The organism is Falsiroseomonas oleicola, assembly GCF_019029495.1.
Classification (GTDB): Bacteria; Pseudomonadota; Alphaproteobacteria; order Acetobacterales; family Acetobacteraceae; genus Falsiroseomonas; species Falsiroseomonas oleicola.
Genome location: NZ_JAERQM010000004.1, coordinates 375,997 through 395,929 on the forward strand (window position 1 = coordinate 375,997; position 19,933 = coordinate 395,929).

Consider the following 19,933-nt stretch of genomic DNA (forward strand, 5'->3'; position numbering starts at 1 on the left):
TCATGACGGACCCGAAGGAACCGCTGATCCGCGACCTGGTCGCCTGGATCGCCGATGCGCCGCGCCCCTATGCGGAGGTGATGGACATCTGGCGCACCTCCTGCCCCCGCCTGACGGTGTGGGAGGATGCGGGGGATCGCGGGTTGCTGGCCTGTGAGACGCGGGACGGCGCGCTCTGGGTTGTGGCGACGCCAGCCGGGCGCGCAGAGGTCAACTCAGCCACGCCACCATGACCCACCCCAGCACCACCACGCCCAGCATGGAGGGCAGCAGCAGCCGCCAGATCTGCGCCGGCCGCGCGCCATCGGCCAGCAGCCCGCAGATCATCGCGGTGCCGGCGAAGGACATGCCCGCCCCCGCGGCACCCGCGAAATTGTGCAAGGCCGGCGCCAGCAACGGCGGCAGCCCCGCCGCCTGGCCGAGCGCCGCCTGCACCGGCATCAGCGCGGCGTTCGAGCCGACATTGCTGCCGGTGACGATGCCCGAGGCCAGCCCCAGCACCGGCACGGCATAGGGGGCGAGCGGTCCCAGCCCCTCCGCCGCCGCGCCGGCCAGCGCCCCGGCCATGCCGGACCCCGCCATCCAGCGCGCCAGCACGACATAAAGCAGCATGGCCAGCGCCGGCCGCAGCGCGCGGTGCAAGGCGGCGCGGCTGCGCGGCGCGGCGCCCGCGCGGCCGATCAGCAGCGCGCCGGAGACCACCCACAGCACCACCGCCACATGGGTGATGGGAAAGCCCGGCAGGTCGGCATAGGGCGCCCATTCGGGCGCGCCGGACCAGCTTCGCGCCAGCAACAGACAGAAGGTCAGCAGCAGATAGGGCGCCATGGCCCGCCCGGCGCGCGCCCAGCCTTGCACGCCACGCGGCGGGTCCAGCCGCCACAGCGTGAAGAGCAGCGGCAGGCCGGTGGCCAGGATGCCCGCGACCTCGAAGGGAAACAGCGCGTGGGAGGCCAGCAGGATCGCCGACATCGCGGCCAGCAGCGCCATCTGCGCCGCCTTCTCCCGCCCCGGCACGGCGATGCCGGCCGCGGCGCAAAGCCGCCACAGCACCGGCCCCATCAGCAGCAGCCAGGCGGCGTTGGGCCAGGCGGTCAGCGCCGCGACATCCTGCGCCGGCAGCCCCGTCAGCGCCGCGCCGAGCGAGGTGCCCGGGCCGAGGCCGCCCCAGGGCACCAGGGTCAGCGACAGCAGCGCCATGGCGCCGGCCGGCGCACCGCGCAGCCCCATGCCGCGAATGGCGGACAGGGCGAAGACCGCGCCCACCGCGAAGCCGGTGACGCTTTCCATGAAGCCACCCATCAGCAGGGCGGCGACGAAGATGCGGCGCGGATCGGGTGCCCCGCCCGGCGTCGCTGTCGTCGAGGCACGGTCGGAGACGGCGGCGTGGAACAGCAGCCCGCCCATCAGCACGGTGATGGGTTTCAGCGCCAGGAAAAGGCCGCGCAGCGTTTCCTCGGACAGGAAGGGCAGGGCCGGCCCCTCCAGCGTCGCGACCACCGCCGGCAGGGCGGCGACCAGCGCGGCCAGCACCGCCGGCACCGGCCCGGCGCGACCCGAGAGCAGCAGCGCCACCAGCAGCAGCAGCGGCGCCGCCTGCAACAGCAGCATCATGCGGTGATCCTTGTCGCAGGGGTCCGGCCGGGGCAGGCTGCGGCGCCATGCAGCCCCCGCTCTACGCCGCCTATGGCAGCAATCTCGACCATGCCCGGATGACGGAACGCTGCCCCGGGGCGGCGCCGGCCGGCGCGCTGCTGCTGCCCGGCTGGCGCCTGGTGCTGCGCCGCTTCGCCGATATCGAGCCGGAGCCGGGGGCGCTGCTGCCGATTGGCCTCTGGCGCATCACCCCGCGCCACCTGCGGGCGCTGGATCGATTCGAGGGCACGGCGCTCGGCGTCTATGAGCGGCTGAAGCTGCCGCTGCCGGATGGGGGCGAGGCCTGGATCTATGTCGGGCGGCGGCTGAAGCCGGGGCCGCCGGCGGGCTGGTATGTCGGGCATCTGCGCCGGGGCTATCGTGAATTCGGGCTGGCGGACTCGCCGCTGGAGGCGGCGCTGGCGGAATCGGGCTTCGTGGTTTGAAGCGGTAGCGCGGCCTGGGCATTCACCGCCAGCGGCGCGGCGCGGCGGCGCGCCACCTGCGCCTCCCGCCGCGTGATGTAGATGGCGGAACCGACGATCAGCGCGGCGCCGACGCCGAGCCAGATGTCCGGCACCTCCCGGAACAGCAGCACGCCCGTGGCGGCGGCGAAGACCAGGCGGATATAGGAGATCGGCGCGATGACGCTGGCATCGACCATGCGCAGCGCATTGATCCAGAGATGCATGCCGAGCGGCCCGCAGACGCCGCACAGGATCAGCAGCCCGAAATTTCCCCAGCCCGGCCAGGCGAGCGTCGGCAGTGCGGCCGGCACGGCGACGGCCACCGCGACCACGCCGATCCAGAACATGATGGTGCCCGTGCGCTCCGTCCGCGCCAGGGTCTTGGTGGTCAGCACGATCATCGCGCCCATCAGCGCCGAGGCGAGGGCCGCCGCCAGCGGCCAGTCCAGCGCCACCGCCCCGGCATCGCCGGGGCGGATGATGGCGACGACGCCGGCAAAGCCGACCAGCGTCGCGCTCCAGCGCCGCCAGCGCACCTTCTCGCCCAGCACCGGCCCGGCCAGCGCAGTGACGAACAGCACGGAGGTGAAGGACAGCACGGTCGCCGTGGCCAGCGGCAGGCCGGTGAAGGCCAGGTAGTAGGTGTACCAGGACACGACAGACAGCACGCCGCGGAACAGCTGCATCGGCAGCGCCTTGGTGCGCGGCAGCGTCGGGTCCCGCGCCAAGGCCGGCAGGGTCCAGGCGATCTGGCCGAGGGCGCGGGCCAGCACCAGGGTGGCCAGCGGCACACCCTCCATCGCCTTCACCAGCGTGGTCTCCAGGTTGAAGACGAAGCCGGCGGCGACGGAAAGCAGCGCGGCCTTGGCGAATGGGCTCATCCGATGCCGCGCCTCAAGGGGCTGCCCTGCGGCCGGCGTCCCGCGCCGGCCGAGCGGCCGAATGGCCGCCGCCGCTTATGCGTCATGCCGAAGGCATGCCTTCGGCATGACGAAGCCAAGGAAGCCGGAGGCTTCCGCCCGGCGTATGAGGGGCTCCGAAGCATTTCGGAGCACTTGGAAAGGACACTCATCGGCGGCGGGCTTCCGCCACGGTGATGACGACGGCGCCGGTCATGATGATGGCGGCGCCGATCCAGCCGAACAGGTCCGGCACCTCGTTGAACAGGATCCAGCCCGCGGCGGTCACCACCACCAGGCGCAGATACTGGAAGGGGGCGATGGCGCTGGCCTCGCCATGGCGCAGCGCCTCCGTCACCATGAAGATGATGCCCGGCATCACGGTGGCGACCACCAGCAGCAGCCCCATCTCCACCAGCCCGAGCGGCACCCAGGCCATGACGGCCAGCGGCAGCACGCCGAGGCTGGTGAAGACGCCGACCCAGGCCAGCACCGTCAGCGTGCTGTCGGTACGTGTCAGGCTGCGGGAGGACAGCGTGATGCCGCACCAGGCGATGGCGGCGACGATGGCCGCCGTCGCGCCCAGCGCATCCACCTCCGCCCCCGGCCGCAGCATCACGGCCACGCCGAGCAGGCCGGCGATGGTGCCGAACCAGCGCCAGCGATCCACCCGCTCCCCCAATATCGGCGCGGCGAGCAGGGTGGTGAACATGACATTGGTGAAGGACAGCACCGTGCCCGTCGCCATGTCGAGCCGGGTGAAGGAATAGTAGTAGAGCCCCCAGCAGATGAGGGAGGACGCGCCGCGCAGCATGTGCATCGGCAGCCGCTTCGTGCGGAACACCGCCACACCGCTGGTCGCGATGCGCGGCGAAACCCACAGCAACTGCCCGAGGGCGCGGGCGAAAAGCTGCACCTCCACCGGGATGCCGCGCGCGGTCATCCATCGGATCATCAGCACCTCCGCCGCGAACAGCACGGCCGCCGCCGACATCAGGGCCGCGCCCTTCAGGTTGCCACTCATCCCGGGGAACATTGACGCGGCGCTGGTCCTCTCTAGCCTGGGATGCAGGGTGGTCAGGCCGCGCCGCGCCGCGCAAGGGCGCCGGGCGCATGGCCGGCATGGCAATGGAGGGACTGGGCTTGGCAGGCAGGGATGGGGCGCGGGAGGCGGTGGATCATGGGCCGATCCTGATCTGGGGCGCGGGCGCCATCGGCGGCACGGTCGGCGCCCATCTGGTGCGCGCCCGCCACGCGGTGGTGTTCTGCGACGTCGTGCCCGACCATGTCGCCGCCATCGCCGATCCGGCGCGCGGGCTGGTGATCGAGGGGCCGGTCGCGCAGATGAAGGTCAGCGCCCCGGCCTCGCTGCCAGGTGATGTGAAGGGCGTGTTCCGCCGCATCTTCCTGGCCGTGAAGACCCACGACACGGAAGCTGCCTGCCGCCAGTTGCTGCCGCATCTGGCCGAGGATGGCTATGTGCTGTCGCTTCAGAACGGCTTGTGCGAGCGGGTGATCGCGGAGGTCTGCGGTGCGCATCGCACCATGGGCGCCTTCGTCAATTTCGGCGCCGACTGGATCGAGCCCGGCCGCATCCTCTACGGCAATCGCGGCGCCGTGGTGGTGGGGGAGCTGGATGGCGCGACCACGCCACGCGTCCAGGCGCTGCACGCGCTGCTGGCCGCGACCTTCGAGCCGGATGCGGTGCTGACCCCCAATATCTGGGGCTATCTCTGGGGCAAGCTGGCCTATTCCAGCCTGCTCTATGCCCAGGGCCTGGCCGAGAAGGGCATCGCCGACACGCTGGCGCGCAGCGAACTGCTGCCGCTGGTCCGCGCTCTCTGCGGCGAGGTCATCGCCGTGGCCCGCGCCGAAGGCGTGACGCCCCTCGGCTTCAACGGATTCGATCCGGCGGCTTTCGGCCCGGGCGGAACGGAAGACGCGGCGCGCGCCTCCATGATCGCGATGGAGGCCTTCAATCGCCCCAACGCAAAGACCCATTCGGGCATCTGGCGTGACCTCTGGGTGCGGCATCGTGCGACGCCCGCCGATGCGCAGATCGGCGCCGTGCCGCCGATTGGCCGCGCGCATGGCCTGGCCTGCCCGACGCTGGAGCGGCTGATCGCCATGATCCATGAATGCGAGCGCGGCGAACGCCCTATGGCGGATTCGAACCTGACGGAGCTGATGGCATGAACATCCGATATGACGGCGTGGTGGTGGCGGTGACCGGCGCCGGCCATGGCTATGGCCGCGCCATCGCCCGCGGTTTTGCCGGCCTCGGTGCCAAGGTCTTCGCCTGCGACCTGTCGGCCGATGAGCTGAAGGAAACAGCGGAAACCGAGGGCAGCATCACCACCGCCGCCTTCGACCTGACCGCCAAGGGCGCCGCCGCCGGCTGGATCGCCGATATCGAGAAGGCCACCGGCCAGCCCATCGGCGTGCTGGTCTGCAATGCCGGCGGTGTGCGCGGCCAGGTGATGCGCCCGATCGAGGAAGTGCCGGAGGAGGACTGGCACGCGATCTTCGACATCAACACCCACGCCGCCTTCAACCTGGCCAAGGCCGCCGCACCCGGCATGAAGAAGGCGAAGGCGGGCCGCATCGTCACCATCAGCAGCGGCGCCGGGCTGAAGGCCAGCCTGACGGGCATCCAGGCCTATTGCAGTTCCAAGCACGCGCTGGTCGGGCTGACCCGCCAGTTGTCCCGCGAATTCGGCCCCTTCGGCATCACGGTGAATTCGGTCGCGCCGGGCTTCGCCCTGTCCAACCCCGCATCGATCAAGCAGTTCGAGAGCTATGGGGCGGAAGGCCAGAAGGCGATGCTCGGCCGCATCGCCATGCGCAGGCTGGGCGAGCCGGAGGATATGGCCAATGCCGTGCTGTTCTTCGCCTCGCCCTTCGCAAGCTGGGTGACGGGGCAGATCCTGCAGGTGGATGGCGGGAGCTAGGTCAGCGCGGCGCCTGGGTCTGGCGGGCCCGCTGCTGCTGTTGCCGGGCACGCTGCTCGGCCCGCCGCCGCGCCTCCGCCTCCCGCGCCTGCTGCCGCAGCCGCTGGGTGCGGGTCTGCGGCGGGGCGCCGGGCTGGGTGGGGGTGTGCAGGTCCTGCCGCATGTCCCAGTTCTGGCCATGCAGCGCCCCGGCATTGGGGCCGGAGGCTGCCGAGCCTTGCGCCAGCGCCAGGGTCGGAAGCCCCAGCGCCAGTGTCATCGTCCAGATCGCCATGTGCCGCATTGTCCGGGTCCCTCATTTGTTAATGAGAGAATAGCCAAAAACGCGACGTTTCGTGAATCTCAAGAAAGACGTGACAGCAGCCCGGCGAAGAGCCTGGCGCGCGGCACCAGGCTGCCCACGGCGATGTGTTCGTCCAGCGTATGCGCCCCGGCCCCCGCCACGCCGAGGCCATCCAGGGTCGGAATGCCCATCGCGCCGGTGAAATTGCCGTCCGAGCCGCCGCCCGAGGATTGCGGCGGAATCGCGAAGCCGAGCCGTTCGGCGATGCCGCGCGCCACCTCATACAGCGCCATGGTGCCCGCATCCGGCTCCCAGACCGGGCGGGTCACGCCGCGCGTCACTTCCAGCGCCACATCCGGCGCGGCGGGCTTCAGCGCCAGCATGCGTTCCACGCCGGCATCGAGGTCCGCCTGCCGCTTGGCCATGGAGAGAACCTCGGCGTCGCAATGCGTCGCCACGCAATTCACCCATTGCCCGCCATGGATCACGCCGGCGGAGAAGGTGCAGTCCTCCGTCGTCATCGCCTCGATCGCCAGCACCTGGCGGCACATTTCCCGGATCGCGGAGCGGCCCTCGCCCAGCGTCGATCCGGCATGGCTCGGCCGGCCCGTGCTGCGCAGGTTGAAGCGCGCGATGGCGTAGCGCCCGGTCACCACGCCGCCATCGGGCCGCGCCGGTTCCGGCACCAGCACGTAGCGGGCGCGCCGCGCCTCCGCCTCGATCAGGTCGCGGGTGGAGGGGCTGCCCACCTCCTCATCCGGCGTCAGCAGGAAGGTGACGGGCAGGGGGGTCGGCAGGCCGGCGCGCAGGATCTGGCGCATGGCCTCCACCGCCAGGAAGGTGCCGCCCTTCATGTCGAAGATGCCGGGGCCGCGGCAGGTGCCCCCCTCCCGCTTCCAGGGCAGCTTCTTCAGTGTCCCGACCGGGTGGACGGTATCGAGATGGGCGAGGACCAGGATGCCTGGCGTCGTGTCCCCGGCGGGGTGCGGGAAGCGGGCGCGGACGCAATCGCCGAAACCCATGCGGCCGGCGATTCGCTCCACCCGCGCGCCCAGCAGCGCCAGGTCGCGCCCGGCCAGGTCCATCATGCGGTTCACCGCCGCCGCGTCGAAGGTGGGGCTCTCGCATTCCACCCAGGGCCGCAGACCCTCCAGCATCGCCTCCATCTCGAAGGGCAGGTCCAGCGCGGGCAGAGGGGCGGCGGGCAGCGAGGCATCCATGGCGCAGGGTCTCCGGCAAGGGGTGGCAGCCTGGGGGCAGGGGGCACAACAAGGCAAGATGTGGCGCCGGCCGGCTTTGCTGTAATGTGCCCGGCGATGAGTGACATGCCCCTGCCGCCCCAGGCCGCTTCCCCCCTCGTGCCGCCTCGCTTGCGGCTGGTGCCCCAGGCCGGCCAGGCCGCCTGGCGCGCCGCCGACCTGCGCCATTCCGACTGGATGATTCCACTCGGCGCGGAGGATCTGGCGGAGCTGGAACAGGCGCTGACCGCGCTCGGTGGCCGCGCGCCCGCCACCGCGGCGGAGGCGCCGCTGCCGCGTCTCGGCGCCGTGCTGCGCGGCGCGGCGACGCGCCTCGACACCGGCCGCGGCTTCGTGCTGCTGCGCGGCCTGACGCTGGAGCGGCTGGGGGAGGCGCTGGCGGAGCCGCTGCTGGCGGCCATCGGCATCCATCTCGGCCGACCCCTGCCGGGGGAGGGCGGGGCGGTGCAGCGTTTGCACAGCGCTGCCGGCGGCGCGCTGCGCTGGCGCTTCCATGCCGATGCGGCGGATGTCGTGGCGCTGCTGGTGCTGCGCCAGCCGCCGGATGTGGACCCCGCCATGCTGGTCGCCGCCGCCACGGTGCACAATGAAATGATGAAGCGCGACCGCGCCGCGCTGGAAGTGCTGCACCGGCCCTTGCCGCATGCCGCGCCGGGCGGGGTGGTGCTGAACCTGCCGGTGTTCAGCAGCGCCTCCGGCGCCTTCATTGGCCGCTATGCCCGCGATTCGATCGATGCGGCCCAGCGCATGCCGGAAACGCCCCGGCTGACCGCCGCGCAGATGCAGGCGCTCGACCTGCTGGACAGCATCTGCGCCGAGCCGGGCCTGGCACTGCGCATCGATGTGCGGCCGGGTGACGTGCTGCTGTTCAATCCGCTTCAGGTCTGGAAGCGCCGGGCGGAGGGCATTGCCGAGGTGGCCGCGGAGACGTCGGCGGGCGACGTCATGCTGCCCGACGCGGAGGCGCCCCCCACGCCGCCTCCGCCGGGGACGCGGGAGGCGCTGCGCCTGCTGCTGCTGACCGAAACCTCCCGCGCCCTGCCGGAGGGGCTGCTGGCGCTCAGCGGTGGTCCCGTCGCCGGCACCATGATCGGGGGCTGAGGCCATGCGCATCCTGGTGGTCAACGCCAATACGACCCTGGCGATCACGGAGGCCTGCGTCCTCGCCGCCCAGGCGGCCGCCGCGCCGGGCACGGAGATCCTCGGCGCCACGCCCGAATTCGGCCCCTCCGTCATCTCGACGCGGGCGGAGAATGCCATCGCCGCCCATGCGCTGCTGGCGACCCTGGCCGAGCATGCGGGCGCCGTGGATGCGGCCATCCTGGCGGTCAGCCACGACACGGCGCTGGACGCGGCACGCCAGCTCATGCCCTGCCCGGTGATCGGCATGACGGAGGCGGCCTGCCTGACCGCCTGCCTGCTCGGCGGCAGTTTCGGCGTGCTGACCCTCGGCCAGGCGCGACCCTATGAGGAGCTGGTGGCGCGGCACGGGCTGACGGCGCGCTGCGCGGAGGTGGTGGGCCTGCCGCTGACGCCGCAGCAGGCCATCGCCAATCCGGATGGCGCCGCCGGCCAGGTGCTGGCGGCGGCGGAGGCGATGGCGGCGCGCTGCGATTCGGTGGTGCTGGCCGGCGCCGCCCTGGCCGGCATGGCGGTGCAGTTGCAGGATCGTTCGCCCGTGCCGCTGCTGGATGGCATCACCTGCGCGGTGAAGCTGGCCGAGGCGCTGGTCGCCCAGCGCCTGCCGAAGCCTCGCACCGGCAGCTATGCCGCGCCGAGCGGCCGCACCGGCATCGGCCTGTCCCCGGCGCTGGAACGGCTGCTGCGCGGGGGTTGACGTCTACGGCACCGGTCGCGGCGTCTCGAAAGCCGCGCCGCGATCGGCATCCAGCCTGGGTGCGCCACAAGGCGGCAGCGGGCGGGTGCCGTCGAAGCTGATCGGCAGGGCGACCACGGCGAAATCCTCGCCCGGCGGCGTCGCCAGCATCTCCATCGCCTGGGCCTGGGGCTCGGCGAGCATCTCCTCGATGGTGTTGATCGGCGCGCAGGGCACGCCGGCCTCCACCAGCAGGCCGAGCCATTCCACGCGGCGGCGTCTGCGCATGATCTCCCGGATCATCGGCAACAACGCGTGCTGGTTTGCCAGGCGGTCGCGGTTGGTGACAAAGCGCCCGTCCGTAATCCACTCGGCATGGCCGAGGACCCCGCAGAATTTCCCGAACAGCCGGTCATTGCCGCAGCAGACCAGCAGCGGTGAGTCCGACGCGTCGAAGGCCTCATAGGGCACGAAGCCGGGATGGCCGGAGGCATGCCGCACCGGCTGCTCGCCCTGGTTCACCAAGGCGGAAACCTTCTGGTTGGCCCAGGCGAAGGCGGTTTCGAACAGGGATGTGTTGATGACGCAGCCGCGCCCGGTGCGCGCGCGCTGCTGCAGGGCGGCGAGCGCGCCGATCACCGTCCACATGCCGGTGCCCTGGTCCACCACGCTGGCGCCCATCCGCACCGGCTTGCCGCCCGGCTCACCCGTGATGGAGGACAGCCCGCCAAAGGCCTGCAACAGCGGCTCGTAGCCCGGCTGGTCCTTCATCGGCCCGCGATGGCCGAAGGCCCCCATCTCGCAATAGATCAGGCGCGGGTGGCGCGCCGTGGTCTCCGCGCCGCCGAGGCCCAGCGATTCCGGCACGCCGGGGCGCATGTTGTGGACCAGGATATCGGCCTGTTCGAGCAGCGCATGCAGCACCGCCACCCCCTCCGCCGATTTGAGGTCCAGCGCCACGCTGCGCTTGCCGCGGTTGAATTCGTGAAACACCAGCGCATCGCCGCGGCGGAAATCACGGCCCATCTGCCGCGCATCATCGCCGCCCTGCGGCTTTTCCACCTTGATCACTTCGGCGCCGAGATCGGACAGGACCGCGCCCGCATAGGGGCCCGCAAAGACCTGGCCGATCTCGACCACCTTCACACCATCGAGAGGCTTCACGCCGCCACGTCCCGCTTCGTCCGGTACTTCGCCAGCGATCCCGCATGCATCACGCGGCCGTTCAACCGGCGGCCGATCAGGCGTTCCGCCATCCGCGCGCAGTCCACCAGCGCCTCCAGGTCGATGCCGGTCTCGATGCCGAGTTCGTGGCAGAGGAAGACCAGGTCCTCGGTGCAGACATTCCCCGCCGCGCCGGCATCGCCATGGCCGGCGAAGGGGCAGCCGCCGAGGCCGGCGACGCTGCTGTCGAACAGGTCCACGCCCATCTCCAGCGCCGCCATGACATTGGCGGTGCCGAGGCCGCGCGTGTCGTGCAGATGCAGGCCGATGCGCACCTCGGGCAGCGCCTCCCGCACCATGCCGACCAGCCGCCGCGTCTGGTCCGGATTGCCCCAGCCCATGGTGTCCGCCAGGAAGATCTGAGGCAGTTTCTCGCCCCGCTCGGCGCAGATGTCGTGGGCGTAGCGCGCCAGTTCCACCACGCGCGCGGGCGGAATATCGCCCTCATAATTGCAGCCGAAGGCGGCCATGATGATCGCGTATTCGGGCTTCACGCCCGCCGCCGCATAGAGGTCGAGCCAACCCTTCTGGCGTTCCGCCATCTCCGCCGCCGAGCAGCGGTTGTTGCGCTGGGCGAAGGCGTCGGAGGCGTAGAGCGAAATCTTGCCCGACAGGTCCACATGCCCCGTGGCCCGGGCGCGTTCGAAACCCTGCTCGTTCAGCCAGAGCCCCGCATATTGCACGCCCGGCTTCTTGCGGATGGCGGCGAAGAATTCGGCGCTGTCGGCCATCTGCGGCACATGCTTCGGGCTGACGAAGCTGGCCACCTGGATGTGGTGCAGCCCGGTCTCGGCCAGCGCCTCCACCAGCTTCACCCGCTCCGCCAGCGGGAAGATGGTCTTCTCGATCTGGAAGCCCTCGCGCGGGCCTTCCTCGCGGAACTCGACCCGTTTCGGCCGGTCGGACATGTTCGATTCCTTCCCTCAGGGCGCGGCGAGGATGGTGCCGGTGCAATCGCCGAAGCCGATGGTCGCAAAACCGGCGCGATGGGCGCGGGCGCGCAGCGTGATGGTGTCGCCATCCTCCAGGAAACGGCGGGTGGCGCCGGATGGCAAGGTGACGGGCTTGCGGCCGCCGGCGGTGATCTCCAGCAGCGAGCCGTAGCCGGCTTCGGTGGAGATGGTGCCCGTGCCGAACAGGTCGCCGGGTTGCAGATTGCAGCCGCCGCAGGCGTGATGCGCCACCAACTGCGCCGGGGTCCAGTACAGCCCGCGCGCATCGCTGGTGGACAGGCGATGGGGTGCCTCGCCCGGAAGGGTCAGCCAGACCTCCAGCTCCAGCGCCAGCGCGCCCTCCGCCTGGTCATGATCGTCCCACAGATAATCCATCGGCCGCGGATCGCCTTCGGGCCGCGCCGGCTGCGCCACCCGGAAGGGCGCCAGCGCCTCCGGCGTGATGACCCAGGGGCTGATGGTCGAGCAAAAATTCTTGGCCAGGAAGGGGCCGAGGGGCTGGTATTCCCAGCCCTGGATGTCGCGCGCCGACCAGTCGTTCAGCAGGCAGTAGCCGGCGATGTGGTCGGCGGCCTCGGCGATGGGGATGGGTGTGCCCAGCGCATTGCCGGGGCCGATCCAGATGCCAAGCTCCAGCTCGAAATCGAGGTTTCGGCTCGGCCCGAAGCTGGGCGTGGCCTCCGCCGCTGGCTTGCGCTGGCCGTTCGGACGGCGTAGCGCGGTGCCGGAGGGCACGATGGAGCTGGCGCGGCCGTGATAGCCGATCGGCACATGCTTGTAGTTCGGCATCAGCGGCTGGTCCGGGCGGAACAGTGCGCCGACATTGGTGGCGTGCTGGATGCCGGCGTAGAAATCCGTGTAGTCGCCGATGCGCGACGGCAGGTGCAGCGTGCAGTCGGCGGCGCGGTGCAGCACCGGCCCCAGCTCCGCCGCGGCCGGGGAATCCTCGGCCAGTAGTGCCGAAAGCTCCGCCCGTAAGGCCTGCCGCGCTGCCGCGCCGAGGGCGAAGAAGCCGTTCAGCCGGCAATCGCGCGTCGCTGCCACCGCCTCCGCCGCGCCGCCGCCCAGCAGGGGCGCGACGGCGGGCAGGTCGAGGATGCGGTCGCCGATGGCCACCCCCGCGCGGCGCGCCCCGCCCGGCGGGGCGAAGACACCCAGCGGCAGGTTCTGGATCGGGAAATCCGCATGGCCATTGGCCGAGGCGACGAAGCTGCGCCGCGCCGGATCGTGGGTGTCGTCGAGCATCCAGATCACCGCCGCGTCGGATCGAATTTCTTGAGGAGGCCCGACCAGCAGGCCTCGTAATCCGGCTGCCGTTGCGCCACGCCGGCGGCATAGGCCGTGACCCGCTGCGGCAGCCGCGTCTCCAGCATGAAGGCCATGGTGTTCGCCAGCTTGTGCGGCGCGAGTTCAATCGTGCTGGCCTTCTCGAAGGCCTCCGCATCCGGCCCATGCGGCAGCATGCAGTTGTGCAGGCTGAACCCGCCGGGCACGAAACCCTGCGGCTTGGCGTCGTACTGGCCGAGGATCAGGCCCATGAATTCGCTCATCAGGTTCATGTGGTACCAGGGTGGGCGGAAGGTGTTCTCCGCCACCATCCAGCGCTCCGGGAACAGCACGAAGTCGATGTTCGCCGTGCCCGGCGTTTCGGAGGGCGCCGTCATCACCGTGAAGATCGAAGGATCCGCATGGTCGAAGAGCAGCGGCCCGACCGGGGAAAACCGGGAAAGATCGTATTTGTAGGGCGCGTAGTTGCCGTGCCAGGCCACCACATCCAGCGGCGAATGCCCGATCTCCGCCTGCCAGAGCTGCCCGCCCCATTTGACGACGACCAGCTGCGGCCGCTCCACGTCTTCGTAGGCCGCGACGGGCGACAAAAAGTCGCGCTGGTTGGCGAGGCAATTGGCGCCGATCGGGCCGCGCTCGGGCAGGGTGAAGGCGCCGCCGTAATTCTCGCAGACATAGGCCCGCGCCGGTTCGTCGTGGATCAACTCCACCCGGAATTTTGCGCCGCGCGGCATCACCGCGACCTCGCCGGGGGCCGCATCGATCACGCCGAATTCGGTGCGGAACCGGAGCGCGCCCTGTTGGGGGATCACCAGCATCTCGGCGTCGGAGTTCCAGAAGGTCTCGTCCACCATGCTGCGGGTGACCAGCGCGATGCTGGCGGCCATGCCGGTTTGTCCCGAGATGTCGCCGCAGGTGGTGATGGTGCGCATCCCGGTCAGGAAGGTTTCCCCGGCCTCGGGAATCGGCAGCGGGTCCCAGCGCAGCGGCTGGATCGGCAGGCCACTTTCCTCCGCACAGGGCGCGCTGCGCCACAGCCCGGCATCGCGCGGCGCGAAGCGGCCGATATGGGCTACGGTGGGGCGGATGCGATACAGCCAGGACCGCGCATTGCTGGCCCGTGGTGCGGTGAAGGGGCTGCCCGACAGTTGTTCGGCATAGAGCCCATAGGCGCAGCGCTGCGGCGAATTGCGCCCGACGGGCAGCGCGCCAGGCAGTGCCTCTGTCTCGAAGCCATTGCCGAAGCCGGACATGTAGCCGGCATTGGCGGCGACCAGCGTCTGTTGCGGCGTGATATCCATGCTCGCCTCCCTCGATGGCGGCAGCATAGCGGCATCCACGCGGCTTGGGGATGCTGGACGCGCGGCGCCGGGGGCGGCAGGTTGCCCCCCGAACAACGCGAGGAACCACCCCCGATGAGCCTCCGCGGCCGCGCCTGTATCGTCGGCGCCTATGAACACCCGACCCGCAAGGCGGAGGACAAATCCGTCGCGCAGCTGCATGCGGAGGTCGCCTTCGGCGCGCTCCAGGATGCCGGGCTGAGCAAGGACGACATCGACGGCTATTTCTGCGCCGGCGACGCCCCCGGCATGGGGCCGCTGGCCATGGCGGATTATCTCGGCCTCGACCGGCTGAGCCATGTCGATTCGACCGATATCGGCGGCAGTTCCTACCTCGCCCATGTCGCCCATGCGGCGGCGGCCATCGCGCTGGGCCGCTGCAACATCGCCCTGATCACGCTCGCCGGCCGGCCACGCAGCGAAGGCATGGCGACCGGCACCGGGGCGCGGGCACAGAACGCACAGGTGCCGGATGACCCCTTCGAGATCCCGATGGGCCGCACCGTCGCCGGCAGCTACGCCATGTGCGCGATGCGCCACATGCATGAATTCGGCACCACCAGCGAGGATCTCGCCTGGATCAAGGTGGCCGCCAGCCATCACGCCCAGCACAACCCCCACGCCATGCTGAAGAAGGTTGTGACGGTGGAGGAGGTGGTGAATTCGCCTTTGGTGGCGGACCCGCTGCATCGCCTCGATTGCTGCGTCATCAGCGATGGCGGCGGCGCGCTGATTGTGGCTCGGCCCGAGATCGCCAGGTCCCTGAAGCGGCCGGTCATCGCGGTGCGCGGCACGGGCGAGGCGATAAAGGGTCAGTTCGGCGGCTACCCGGACCTCACCTTCTCCGGCGCCCGCTTCTCCGGCGCCCGCGCCTTCGCGGAAGCCGGCGTGACGCCCGCCGATATCCGCTACGCCAGCATCTATGACAGCTTCACCATCACCGTGCTCATCCAGCTGGAAGACCTCGGCTTCTGCGCGAAGGGCGACGGAGGAAGGTTCGTGCGCGACGGCAACCTGATCTCAGGTGTGGGCAAGCTGCCCTTCAACACCGATGGCGGCGGGCTCTGCAACAACCACCCTGCCAATCGCGGCGGCATGACCAAGGTGATCGAGGCGGTGCGTCAGTTGCGCGGCGAAGCGCACCCCGCCGTGCAGGTCGCCGATTGCGGCCTGGCGCTGGCGCATGGCACGGGCGGGCTGCTCGGCCATCGGCACGGCAGCGCCACGCTGATCCTGGAAAGGGAGTGAGGGCCATGGCTGAACGCATCTACGCCGCGCCCATCGTCGATCCGAGCATGAAGCCGGTCTGGGACGCCGCGGCCGAAGGCAGGCTGCTGATCGGGCTGTGCAAGGATACCGGCCGGCATTTCTATTATCCGCGCGGGGCCTCGCCCTTCACCCTTTCGCCGAATGTCGAGGTGGTGCAGGCCACCGGGCGCGGCACCATCTACAGCTACACGGTGATGCGCGTCGCCCAGCCCTATGCCTGCGCCTATGTCGAGCTGGAGGAAGGGCCGCGCCTCTTCACCAACATCGTCGATTGCGCCTTCGAGGAGATCCGCATCGGCATGAAGGTGCGGGTGGTGTTCCGCCCGACCCAGGACGCGGAAGGCGCCGCCGGCGCCCCCGTGCCGATGTTCGCGCCGGCCTGATCCGTCAGGCCGCCGGAGCCGCCTGGCGGGACGTGCCCGCCAGGGTCCGAGCGAGATTGGCGGCGTTCAGCGGCACGCAATAGGCCGGCCGGCCGCGTTCGAACCGCCAGCCTTCCGACAGCACGCCGGCATCCAGCGCATCGAAGCCGAAGGCATCGACCAGCCCCACCACCAGCGCCTTGGCCGACGCATCATCGCCGGCGAGGGGCAGGGCGCGCCGGTCCGGCGCCCCGGCCGGCCGGCCATCGCGTTCCAGGTCGGTCATGGTGATGGCGTTGAAGGCCTTCACGATGCGCGAGCCCGGCAGATGCCGCGCCAACATCTCGCTGGTCGTGGTCGCGCCGCGATCCAGCGCCTCGATGCCGCCATCGCGTTCCGGATAGTAGTTGTTGGTGTCGATCACGACCTTCCCGGCCAGGGGCGCCGCGGGCACCGCGCTATAGGCCGAGAGCGGCACCGCCACCACGACGATATCGCCGAAACCCGCCGCCTGCTCGACCGTGCCGATCTCGCAGCCAATCGCGGAGGGCAGGCTGAACAGGCTCCGCGGCCCGCGCGAATTGCTGAGCATCACCTGATGCCCCGCCGCCACCGCCAGCCGGCCGATGGCCCGCCCGACGAAACCCGCCCCGATCACGCCGATCTTCATCGCCTTGCTCCTGTATCCATGGAGAGCCGGGCTTAATCCCCTATCGTTCGGCGATAAATTGTGAAAAATAATCGACACTCCCAACCAATAGGAGGCAATTATCGACCGCCTCACCAGCATGGGCGTCTTCGTGAAGGCAGCTGATCTGGGGTCCTTCGCCGCCGCGGCGGAGGCCCTGGGCCTGTCGCCGCAGATGGTGGCGAAGCATGTCGTGTTCCTGGAGGACCGCCTGGGCACCACCCTGCTGCACCGGACCACCCGCCGGCAGAGCCTGACCGATATCGGCCGCGCCTATTACGACCGCTGCCGGCATCTGTTGCTGGAGGCCGAGGCGGCGGAGGCCCTGGCGCAGGAGATGCGCAGCCAGCCCAAGGGCGTGCTGCGGGTGAATGCGCCGATGACCTTCGGCGCCTTCAGCCTGGCCCCCTTCGTGACCCGCTACCTGGCGCGGCATCCCGAGATGCAGATCGACCTGACCCTGAACGACCGCTTCGTCGATCCGCTGGAGGAGGGTTTCGAGGTGATGCTGCGCATCGGTGAGGTGCAGGATGCGGCGCTGGTGGCGCATCCGCTCGCGCCCTACCGGCTGATCGCCTGCGCCGCCCCTTCCTATCTCGCAGCACGCGGCGTGCCCGAGACGCCGGAGGAATTGGAGCAGCATGACTGCCTTGCATATGCCTATTGGTCGCCCTCCATCCCCTGCCGCTGGGTATTCACCCGGGATGGCAAGCGCGTGGAAGTGCGCGCGACCGGCCGGCTGCGCAGCAATGACTGGAAGACGCTGCTTCAGGCGGCAATCGCGGGCTATGGCGTGACGCTGGGGCCGGAGGATGTGCTCGCCTCCGAGATCGCGGCGGGCCGCCTGGTCCGGGTGCTGCCGGATCATGAGGGCCCGACGCGGCCGATGCATGTGCTCTACGCCGCCGGACGCCGGCCGACAGTCAAGGTGCGCAGCTTCGTCGATGCGGTGATCGAGGCCTTCGGGGTCAGGTAGCCCACCCGACCGGCAGGCCCGCCCGCCTCAGCGGCAGACGCGCCGGTCGACCATGCGGTAGCGCACGCGGCCGAAGCGGTCGCGATAGGCGACGCGGCGGCGCTCCGTCCAGCAGCGGCGACGGCGGGGGCCACGGCCGGGGCGCGGGCGGCCGGGCGGCGGGCCCCATTGCACCTCCTGCATCAGCGCATCGACCTCCTCCTCCCGCGCCAGAGCCGGCTCCGCGGCAGGCTGCGGCTCGGGGGTGACAGCGGGGCGGATGACCGGGGTAGCGGCCTGGGCGGCGACGCCCCCGAGCGTGGCGGCGAGAGCGCCGGCAAGTCCGGCGAAGAGAAAGCGGCGGCGTTCCATCTGAGTCTTCCCTTCTGGGTTGGGATACTCAGTAAACGCGCCAATCATGGCCGGATGCAGTCCGAACCCGGCTTAATTTGCGCCAGACTGCAACAGTCGATTTCAGTTGAACAGTGAACTGACCGAGCTTTCCTCGCTGATTCGCTTCATCGCCTCGGCGAGCAGGGGGGCGATGGTCAACTGCTTGATGTTGCGGGAAATGCGTACCGCCTCCGTGGCCAGGATGCTGTCCGTCACCACCATATGCTCGATCCGGGCCGCGCCCACGCGGGCCACGGCGCCGCCGGAGAAGACACCATGCGTCACATAGACGCTGGCGGATTTGGCGCCGTTCTTCAGCAACGCCTCCGCCGCATTCACCAGCGTGCCGCCCGAATCGACGATGTCATCGACCAGGATGCAGTCGCGGCCCTCGACCTCGCCGATCACGTTCATCACCTCGGAGACGCCGGCCCGCGGGCGGCGCTTGTCGATGATGGCGAGGTCGGTGTGGATGCGCGCGGCGATGGCGCGCGCCCGGACCACGCCGCCGACATCGGGGGAGACGACCATCAGGTCGCGGCCGGCGAAACGTTCCTGGATGTCGCGGGCGAACAGGGGGGCGGCGAACAGGTTGTCCACCGGCACGTCGAAGAAGCCCTGGATCTGGCCCGCATGCAGATCCATCGTCAGCACACGATGCGCGCCGGCCTCGACGATCAGGTTGGCCACCAGCTTGGCCGAGATGGGCGTGCGGCTGCCGGATTTCCGGTCCTGCCGCGCATAGCCGAAATAGGGGATCACCGCCGTGATGCGCCGCGCGCTGGCGCGCCGCAGCGCGTCCAGCATGATGAGCAGCTCCATCAGGTTGTCATTCGCGGGGTAGCTCGTGGACTGCACCACGAAGACATCCTCGCCCCGGACATTCTCATGGATCTCGCAGAAGATTTCCATGTCGGCGAAGCGGCGGACCGAGGCCTGGGTCAGCGCGATGCCGAGCGCCGCGGCCACCGCCTCGGCCAGGGGGCGGTTGCTGTTGCAGGCGATGATCTTCATGACGAGCGCGAACCCCGGGGGGAAGGAGTGCGAGAAAGGCGAGTGCGGCCGTGGCAGAAAGCCCGCCTCCGACGGGCGGCTTGGTAGCAACGTGACGGTAAAGTGTCCATCACCGGCGGATGACGGCCGCGCATGGCGGCCCTGTGCCGCGCCTCAGCGCCCAGGGGCGGGCGGTGTGGCGGCGGCTGGCGTGGCGCCGGTTGTGGCCGCAGGGGCGGGAAAGCCGCCGGCATTGGTCACCACATCGCGGATGCCGCCCGAGGCCTCCTGCGCCACCACGAAGGCGACATCGCCCCAGAGGCCCGCCAGCGTGCCCGCCGGAACCTCGTTCAATTGCAGCACCCGGCCCAGCTCCTCCCCATCGCGGCGGGAGACGATCCAGACGATCTCGACGCGCTGCACCCCGCGGCCGGAGGGCACCACCGAAACCTCGCCCAGCACCGCGAATTGCGCACCCTCCGCCTCCTCCTGCACCTGGAAGCCGAAGCCGGCCAGGTTGTCGCGCATGCGGGCGGTCAGGCTGCGATTGCCGTCGCCGGGGGCGCCGCGCACCGGCAGCAGCCGCAGCACCGGGGCGCCGCCGCCGGAGGCGCGCTCATCCCCCGTGCGGCGCTGCGCATCGATGCGGCCGATCAGGTCGGCGAGCCGCGGGGCTGTCTGGCCGGCGACCTCGGCATGCAGCGGTCCGCCGCCCTCCGCCCAGGCGCGCGCCGGCACCGGCTGGCCGACCAGGTTGCCCAGGGCGCGGCCATCCGCGTCGCGCAGGGCGAAGCGGGGCAGCACCAGCTCGCCATCCCGCTCCGCCGTCATCAGCAACTGCCAATCCAGCGGCAGAGGGTTGCCGGCGACGGCGGGGATTTCCTGGGCCACCAGTGCTCCGGCCATGGCCTGTGAGAGGCTGGCGGAATCGGCGTCGGTCAGCAGCAACTGCCGGGAATCGGGCACCGCCACGCGGTAGCCTGGCGGCAGGCGCAGCCTTCGGGCCACGGCGCCGGGCCGGCCACGAAACGGCTGCGGCAACCCGCCACAGGCCGCCAGCGCCAGCGGCGCCAGCAGCAGCAACCCTCGGCGACGGCTATGCGAAGACACAGGAAGCCATCAGGGTCACCACCATCAGTACCAGGAACATGATCACGTA

General features: G+C 70.6%; 22 protein-coding genes. 9 read left to right on the forward strand and 13 right to left on the reverse strand.

Going from position 1 to position 19,933, the window contains the following annotated elements; translation table 11 throughout:
• The first annotated feature begins 2 nt into the window (after positions 1–2).
• On the forward strand, positions 3–233 hold the full coding sequence (locus JJQ90_RS15630) for a hypothetical protein (RefSeq protein WP_216876953.1): 231 nt from the start codon (positions 3–5) through the stop codon (positions 231–233).
• Here the strand turns inward: JJQ90_RS15630 and JJQ90_RS15635 are convergent.
• Positions 211–1,614, reverse strand: coding sequence for an L-lactate permease (locus JJQ90_RS15635; RefSeq protein WP_216876955.1), 1,404 nt, complete (start codon positions 1,612–1,614; stop codon positions 211–213). The two genes, JJQ90_RS15630 and JJQ90_RS15635, sit on opposite strands and share 23 nt — an antisense overlap.
• 47 nt (positions 1,615–1,661) lie before the next feature.
• On the opposite strand from JJQ90_RS15635, the gene JJQ90_RS15640 reads away from it, so the two are divergent.
• Positions 1,662–2,081 carry a gamma-glutamylcyclotransferase family protein gene (locus JJQ90_RS15640; RefSeq protein WP_216876957.1) on the forward strand — a complete coding sequence of 140 codons (420 nt, stop codon included), beginning with the start codon at positions 1,662–1,664 and terminating at the stop codon, positions 2,079–2,081.
• Here the strand turns inward: JJQ90_RS15640 and JJQ90_RS15645 are convergent.
• Together JJQ90_RS15645 and JJQ90_RS15650 are read right to left on the reverse strand one after the other, a co-directional pair.
• Positions 2,012–2,983, reverse strand: coding sequence for a DMT family transporter (locus tag JJQ90_RS15645; protein WP_216876958.1), 972 nt, complete (start codon positions 2,981–2,983; stop codon positions 2,012–2,014). The genes JJQ90_RS15640 and JJQ90_RS15645 overlap by 70 nt on opposite strands.
• A 187-nt stretch (positions 2,984–3,170) precedes the next feature.
• Positions 3,171–4,025 carry a DMT family transporter gene (locus JJQ90_RS15650; RefSeq protein WP_230410704.1) on the reverse strand — a complete coding sequence of 285 codons (855 nt, stop codon included), beginning with the start codon at positions 4,023–4,025 and terminating at the stop codon, positions 3,171–3,173.
• A 119-nt stretch (positions 4,026–4,144) separates the two neighbouring features.
• Here JJQ90_RS15650 and JJQ90_RS15655 point away from each other — a divergent pair, with 119 nt between their 5' ends.
• Together JJQ90_RS15655 and JJQ90_RS15660 are read left to right on the forward strand one after the other, a co-directional pair.
• Entirely contained in the window at positions 4,145–5,197 is a 1,053-nt protein-coding gene (locus tag JJQ90_RS15655; RefSeq protein WP_230410705.1) for a ketopantoate reductase family protein, read from the forward strand.
• On the forward strand, positions 5,194–5,952 hold the full coding sequence (locus JJQ90_RS15660) for an SDR family NAD(P)-dependent oxidoreductase (RefSeq protein WP_216876959.1): 759 nt from the start codon (positions 5,194–5,196) through the stop codon (positions 5,950–5,952). Before JJQ90_RS15655 ends, JJQ90_RS15660 begins: the two co-directional genes overlap by 4 nt.
• Position 5,953: 1 nt before the next feature.
• On the opposite strand, the gene JJQ90_RS15665 is transcribed toward JJQ90_RS15660, so the two are convergent.
• Both JJQ90_RS15665 and JJQ90_RS15670 read right to left on the reverse strand, forming a co-directional pair.
• Positions 5,954–6,226 carry a hypothetical protein gene (locus tag JJQ90_RS15665; protein WP_216876960.1) on the reverse strand — a complete coding sequence of 91 codons (273 nt, stop codon included), beginning with the start codon at positions 6,224–6,226 and terminating at the stop codon, positions 5,954–5,956.
• 68 nt (positions 6,227–6,294) lie between these two features.
• Complete coding sequence (locus tag JJQ90_RS15670; RefSeq protein ID WP_216876961.1) at positions 6,295–7,455, reverse strand: M20/M25/M40 family metallo-hydrolase; 1,161 nt, start codon at positions 7,453–7,455, stop codon at positions 6,295–6,297.
• 96 nt (positions 7,456–7,551) lie between these two features.
• Between JJQ90_RS15670 and JJQ90_RS15675 the strand changes: the two genes are divergently transcribed.
• Together JJQ90_RS15675 and JJQ90_RS15680 are read left to right on the forward strand one after the other, a co-directional pair.
• Positions 7,552–8,595, forward strand: a complete 1,044-nt coding sequence (locus JJQ90_RS15675; protein ID WP_216876962.1) for a TauD/TfdA family dioxygenase — start codon at positions 7,552–7,554, stop codon at positions 8,593–8,595.
• A 4-nt stretch (positions 8,596–8,599) separates the two neighbouring features.
• Positions 8,600–9,331, forward strand: coding sequence for an aspartate/glutamate racemase family protein (locus JJQ90_RS15680; RefSeq protein ID WP_216876963.1), 732 nt, complete (start codon positions 8,600–8,602; stop codon positions 9,329–9,331).
• 3 nt (positions 9,332–9,334) lie between these two features.
• On the opposite strand, the gene JJQ90_RS15685 is transcribed toward JJQ90_RS15680, so the two are convergent.
• Genes JJQ90_RS15685 through hmgA form a run of 4 tightly spaced genes read right to left on the reverse strand, consistent with a single transcriptional unit; the run spans position 9,335 to position 14,075 of the window.
• Positions 9,335–10,474 (reverse strand): CaiB/BaiF CoA transferase family protein, encoded by a 1,140-nt coding sequence (locus JJQ90_RS15685; protein WP_216876965.1) that lies wholly within the window; start codon positions 10,472–10,474, stop codon positions 9,335–9,337.
• Complete coding sequence (locus tag JJQ90_RS15690; protein ID WP_216876967.1) at positions 10,471–11,442, reverse strand: hydroxymethylglutaryl-CoA lyase; 972 nt, start codon at positions 11,440–11,442, stop codon at positions 10,471–10,473. The genes JJQ90_RS15685 and JJQ90_RS15690 overlap by 4 nt, the downstream gene beginning before the upstream one ends.
• 15 nt (positions 11,443–11,457) lie before the next feature.
• The gene (gene fahA, locus JJQ90_RS15695; protein ID WP_216876970.1) at positions 11,458–12,732 is read right to left on the reverse strand and encodes a fumarylacetoacetase; all 1,275 of its coding nucleotides are present in this window, start codon (positions 12,730–12,732) and stop codon (positions 11,458–11,460) included.
• A 5-nt stretch (positions 12,733–12,737) separates the two neighbouring features.
• Positions 12,738–14,075: a homogentisate 1,2-dioxygenase gene (hmgA, locus tag JJQ90_RS15700; protein ID WP_216876972.1), complete on the reverse strand. Its 1,338-nt coding sequence runs from the start codon at positions 14,073–14,075 to the stop codon at positions 12,738–12,740.
• 114 nt (positions 14,076–14,189) lie between these two features.
• Here hmgA and JJQ90_RS15705 point away from each other — a divergent pair, with 114 nt between their 5' ends.
• Positions 14,190–15,362 (forward strand): thiolase domain-containing protein, encoded by a 1,173-nt coding sequence (locus JJQ90_RS15705; protein WP_216876974.1) that lies wholly within the window; start codon positions 14,190–14,192, stop codon positions 15,360–15,362.
• Positions 15,363–15,367: 5 nt separating this feature from the next.
• Entirely contained in the window at positions 15,368–15,766 is a 399-nt protein-coding gene (locus JJQ90_RS15710; protein ID WP_216876975.1) for a Zn-ribbon domain-containing OB-fold protein, read from the forward strand.
• A 4-nt stretch (positions 15,767–15,770) separates the two neighbouring features.
• Here JJQ90_RS15710 and JJQ90_RS15715 read toward each other — a convergent pair whose 3' ends face one another.
• On the reverse strand, positions 15,771–16,415 hold the full coding sequence (locus JJQ90_RS15715; protein WP_216876977.1) for an NADPH-dependent F420 reductase: 645 nt from the start codon (positions 16,413–16,415) through the stop codon (positions 15,771–15,773).
• 118 nt (positions 16,416–16,533) lie between these two features.
• Between JJQ90_RS15715 and JJQ90_RS15720 the strand changes: the two genes are divergently transcribed.
• Complete coding sequence (locus JJQ90_RS15720; protein ID WP_230410706.1) at positions 16,534–17,409, forward strand: LysR family transcriptional regulator; 876 nt, start codon at positions 16,534–16,536, stop codon at positions 17,407–17,409.
• A 27-nt stretch (positions 17,410–17,436) separates the two neighbouring features.
• Here the strand turns inward: JJQ90_RS15720 and JJQ90_RS15725 are convergent, their stop codons facing one another.
• The 3 genes from JJQ90_RS15725 to JJQ90_RS15735 form a co-directional block, all read right to left on the reverse strand.
• Positions 17,437–17,760, reverse strand: a complete 324-nt coding sequence (locus tag JJQ90_RS15725) for a hypothetical protein (protein ID WP_216876979.1) — start codon at positions 17,758–17,760, stop codon at positions 17,437–17,439.
• 102 nt (positions 17,761–17,862) lie between these two features.
• Entirely contained in the window at positions 17,863–18,795 is a 933-nt protein-coding gene (locus JJQ90_RS15730; protein ID WP_216876981.1) for a ribose-phosphate pyrophosphokinase, read from the reverse strand.
• 153 nt (positions 18,796–18,948) lie between these two features.
• On the reverse strand, positions 18,949–19,884 hold the full coding sequence (locus JJQ90_RS15735; RefSeq protein WP_216876983.1) for a hypothetical protein: 936 nt from the start codon (positions 19,882–19,884) through the stop codon (positions 18,949–18,951).
• Positions 19,885–19,933: the final 49 nt, after the last annotated feature.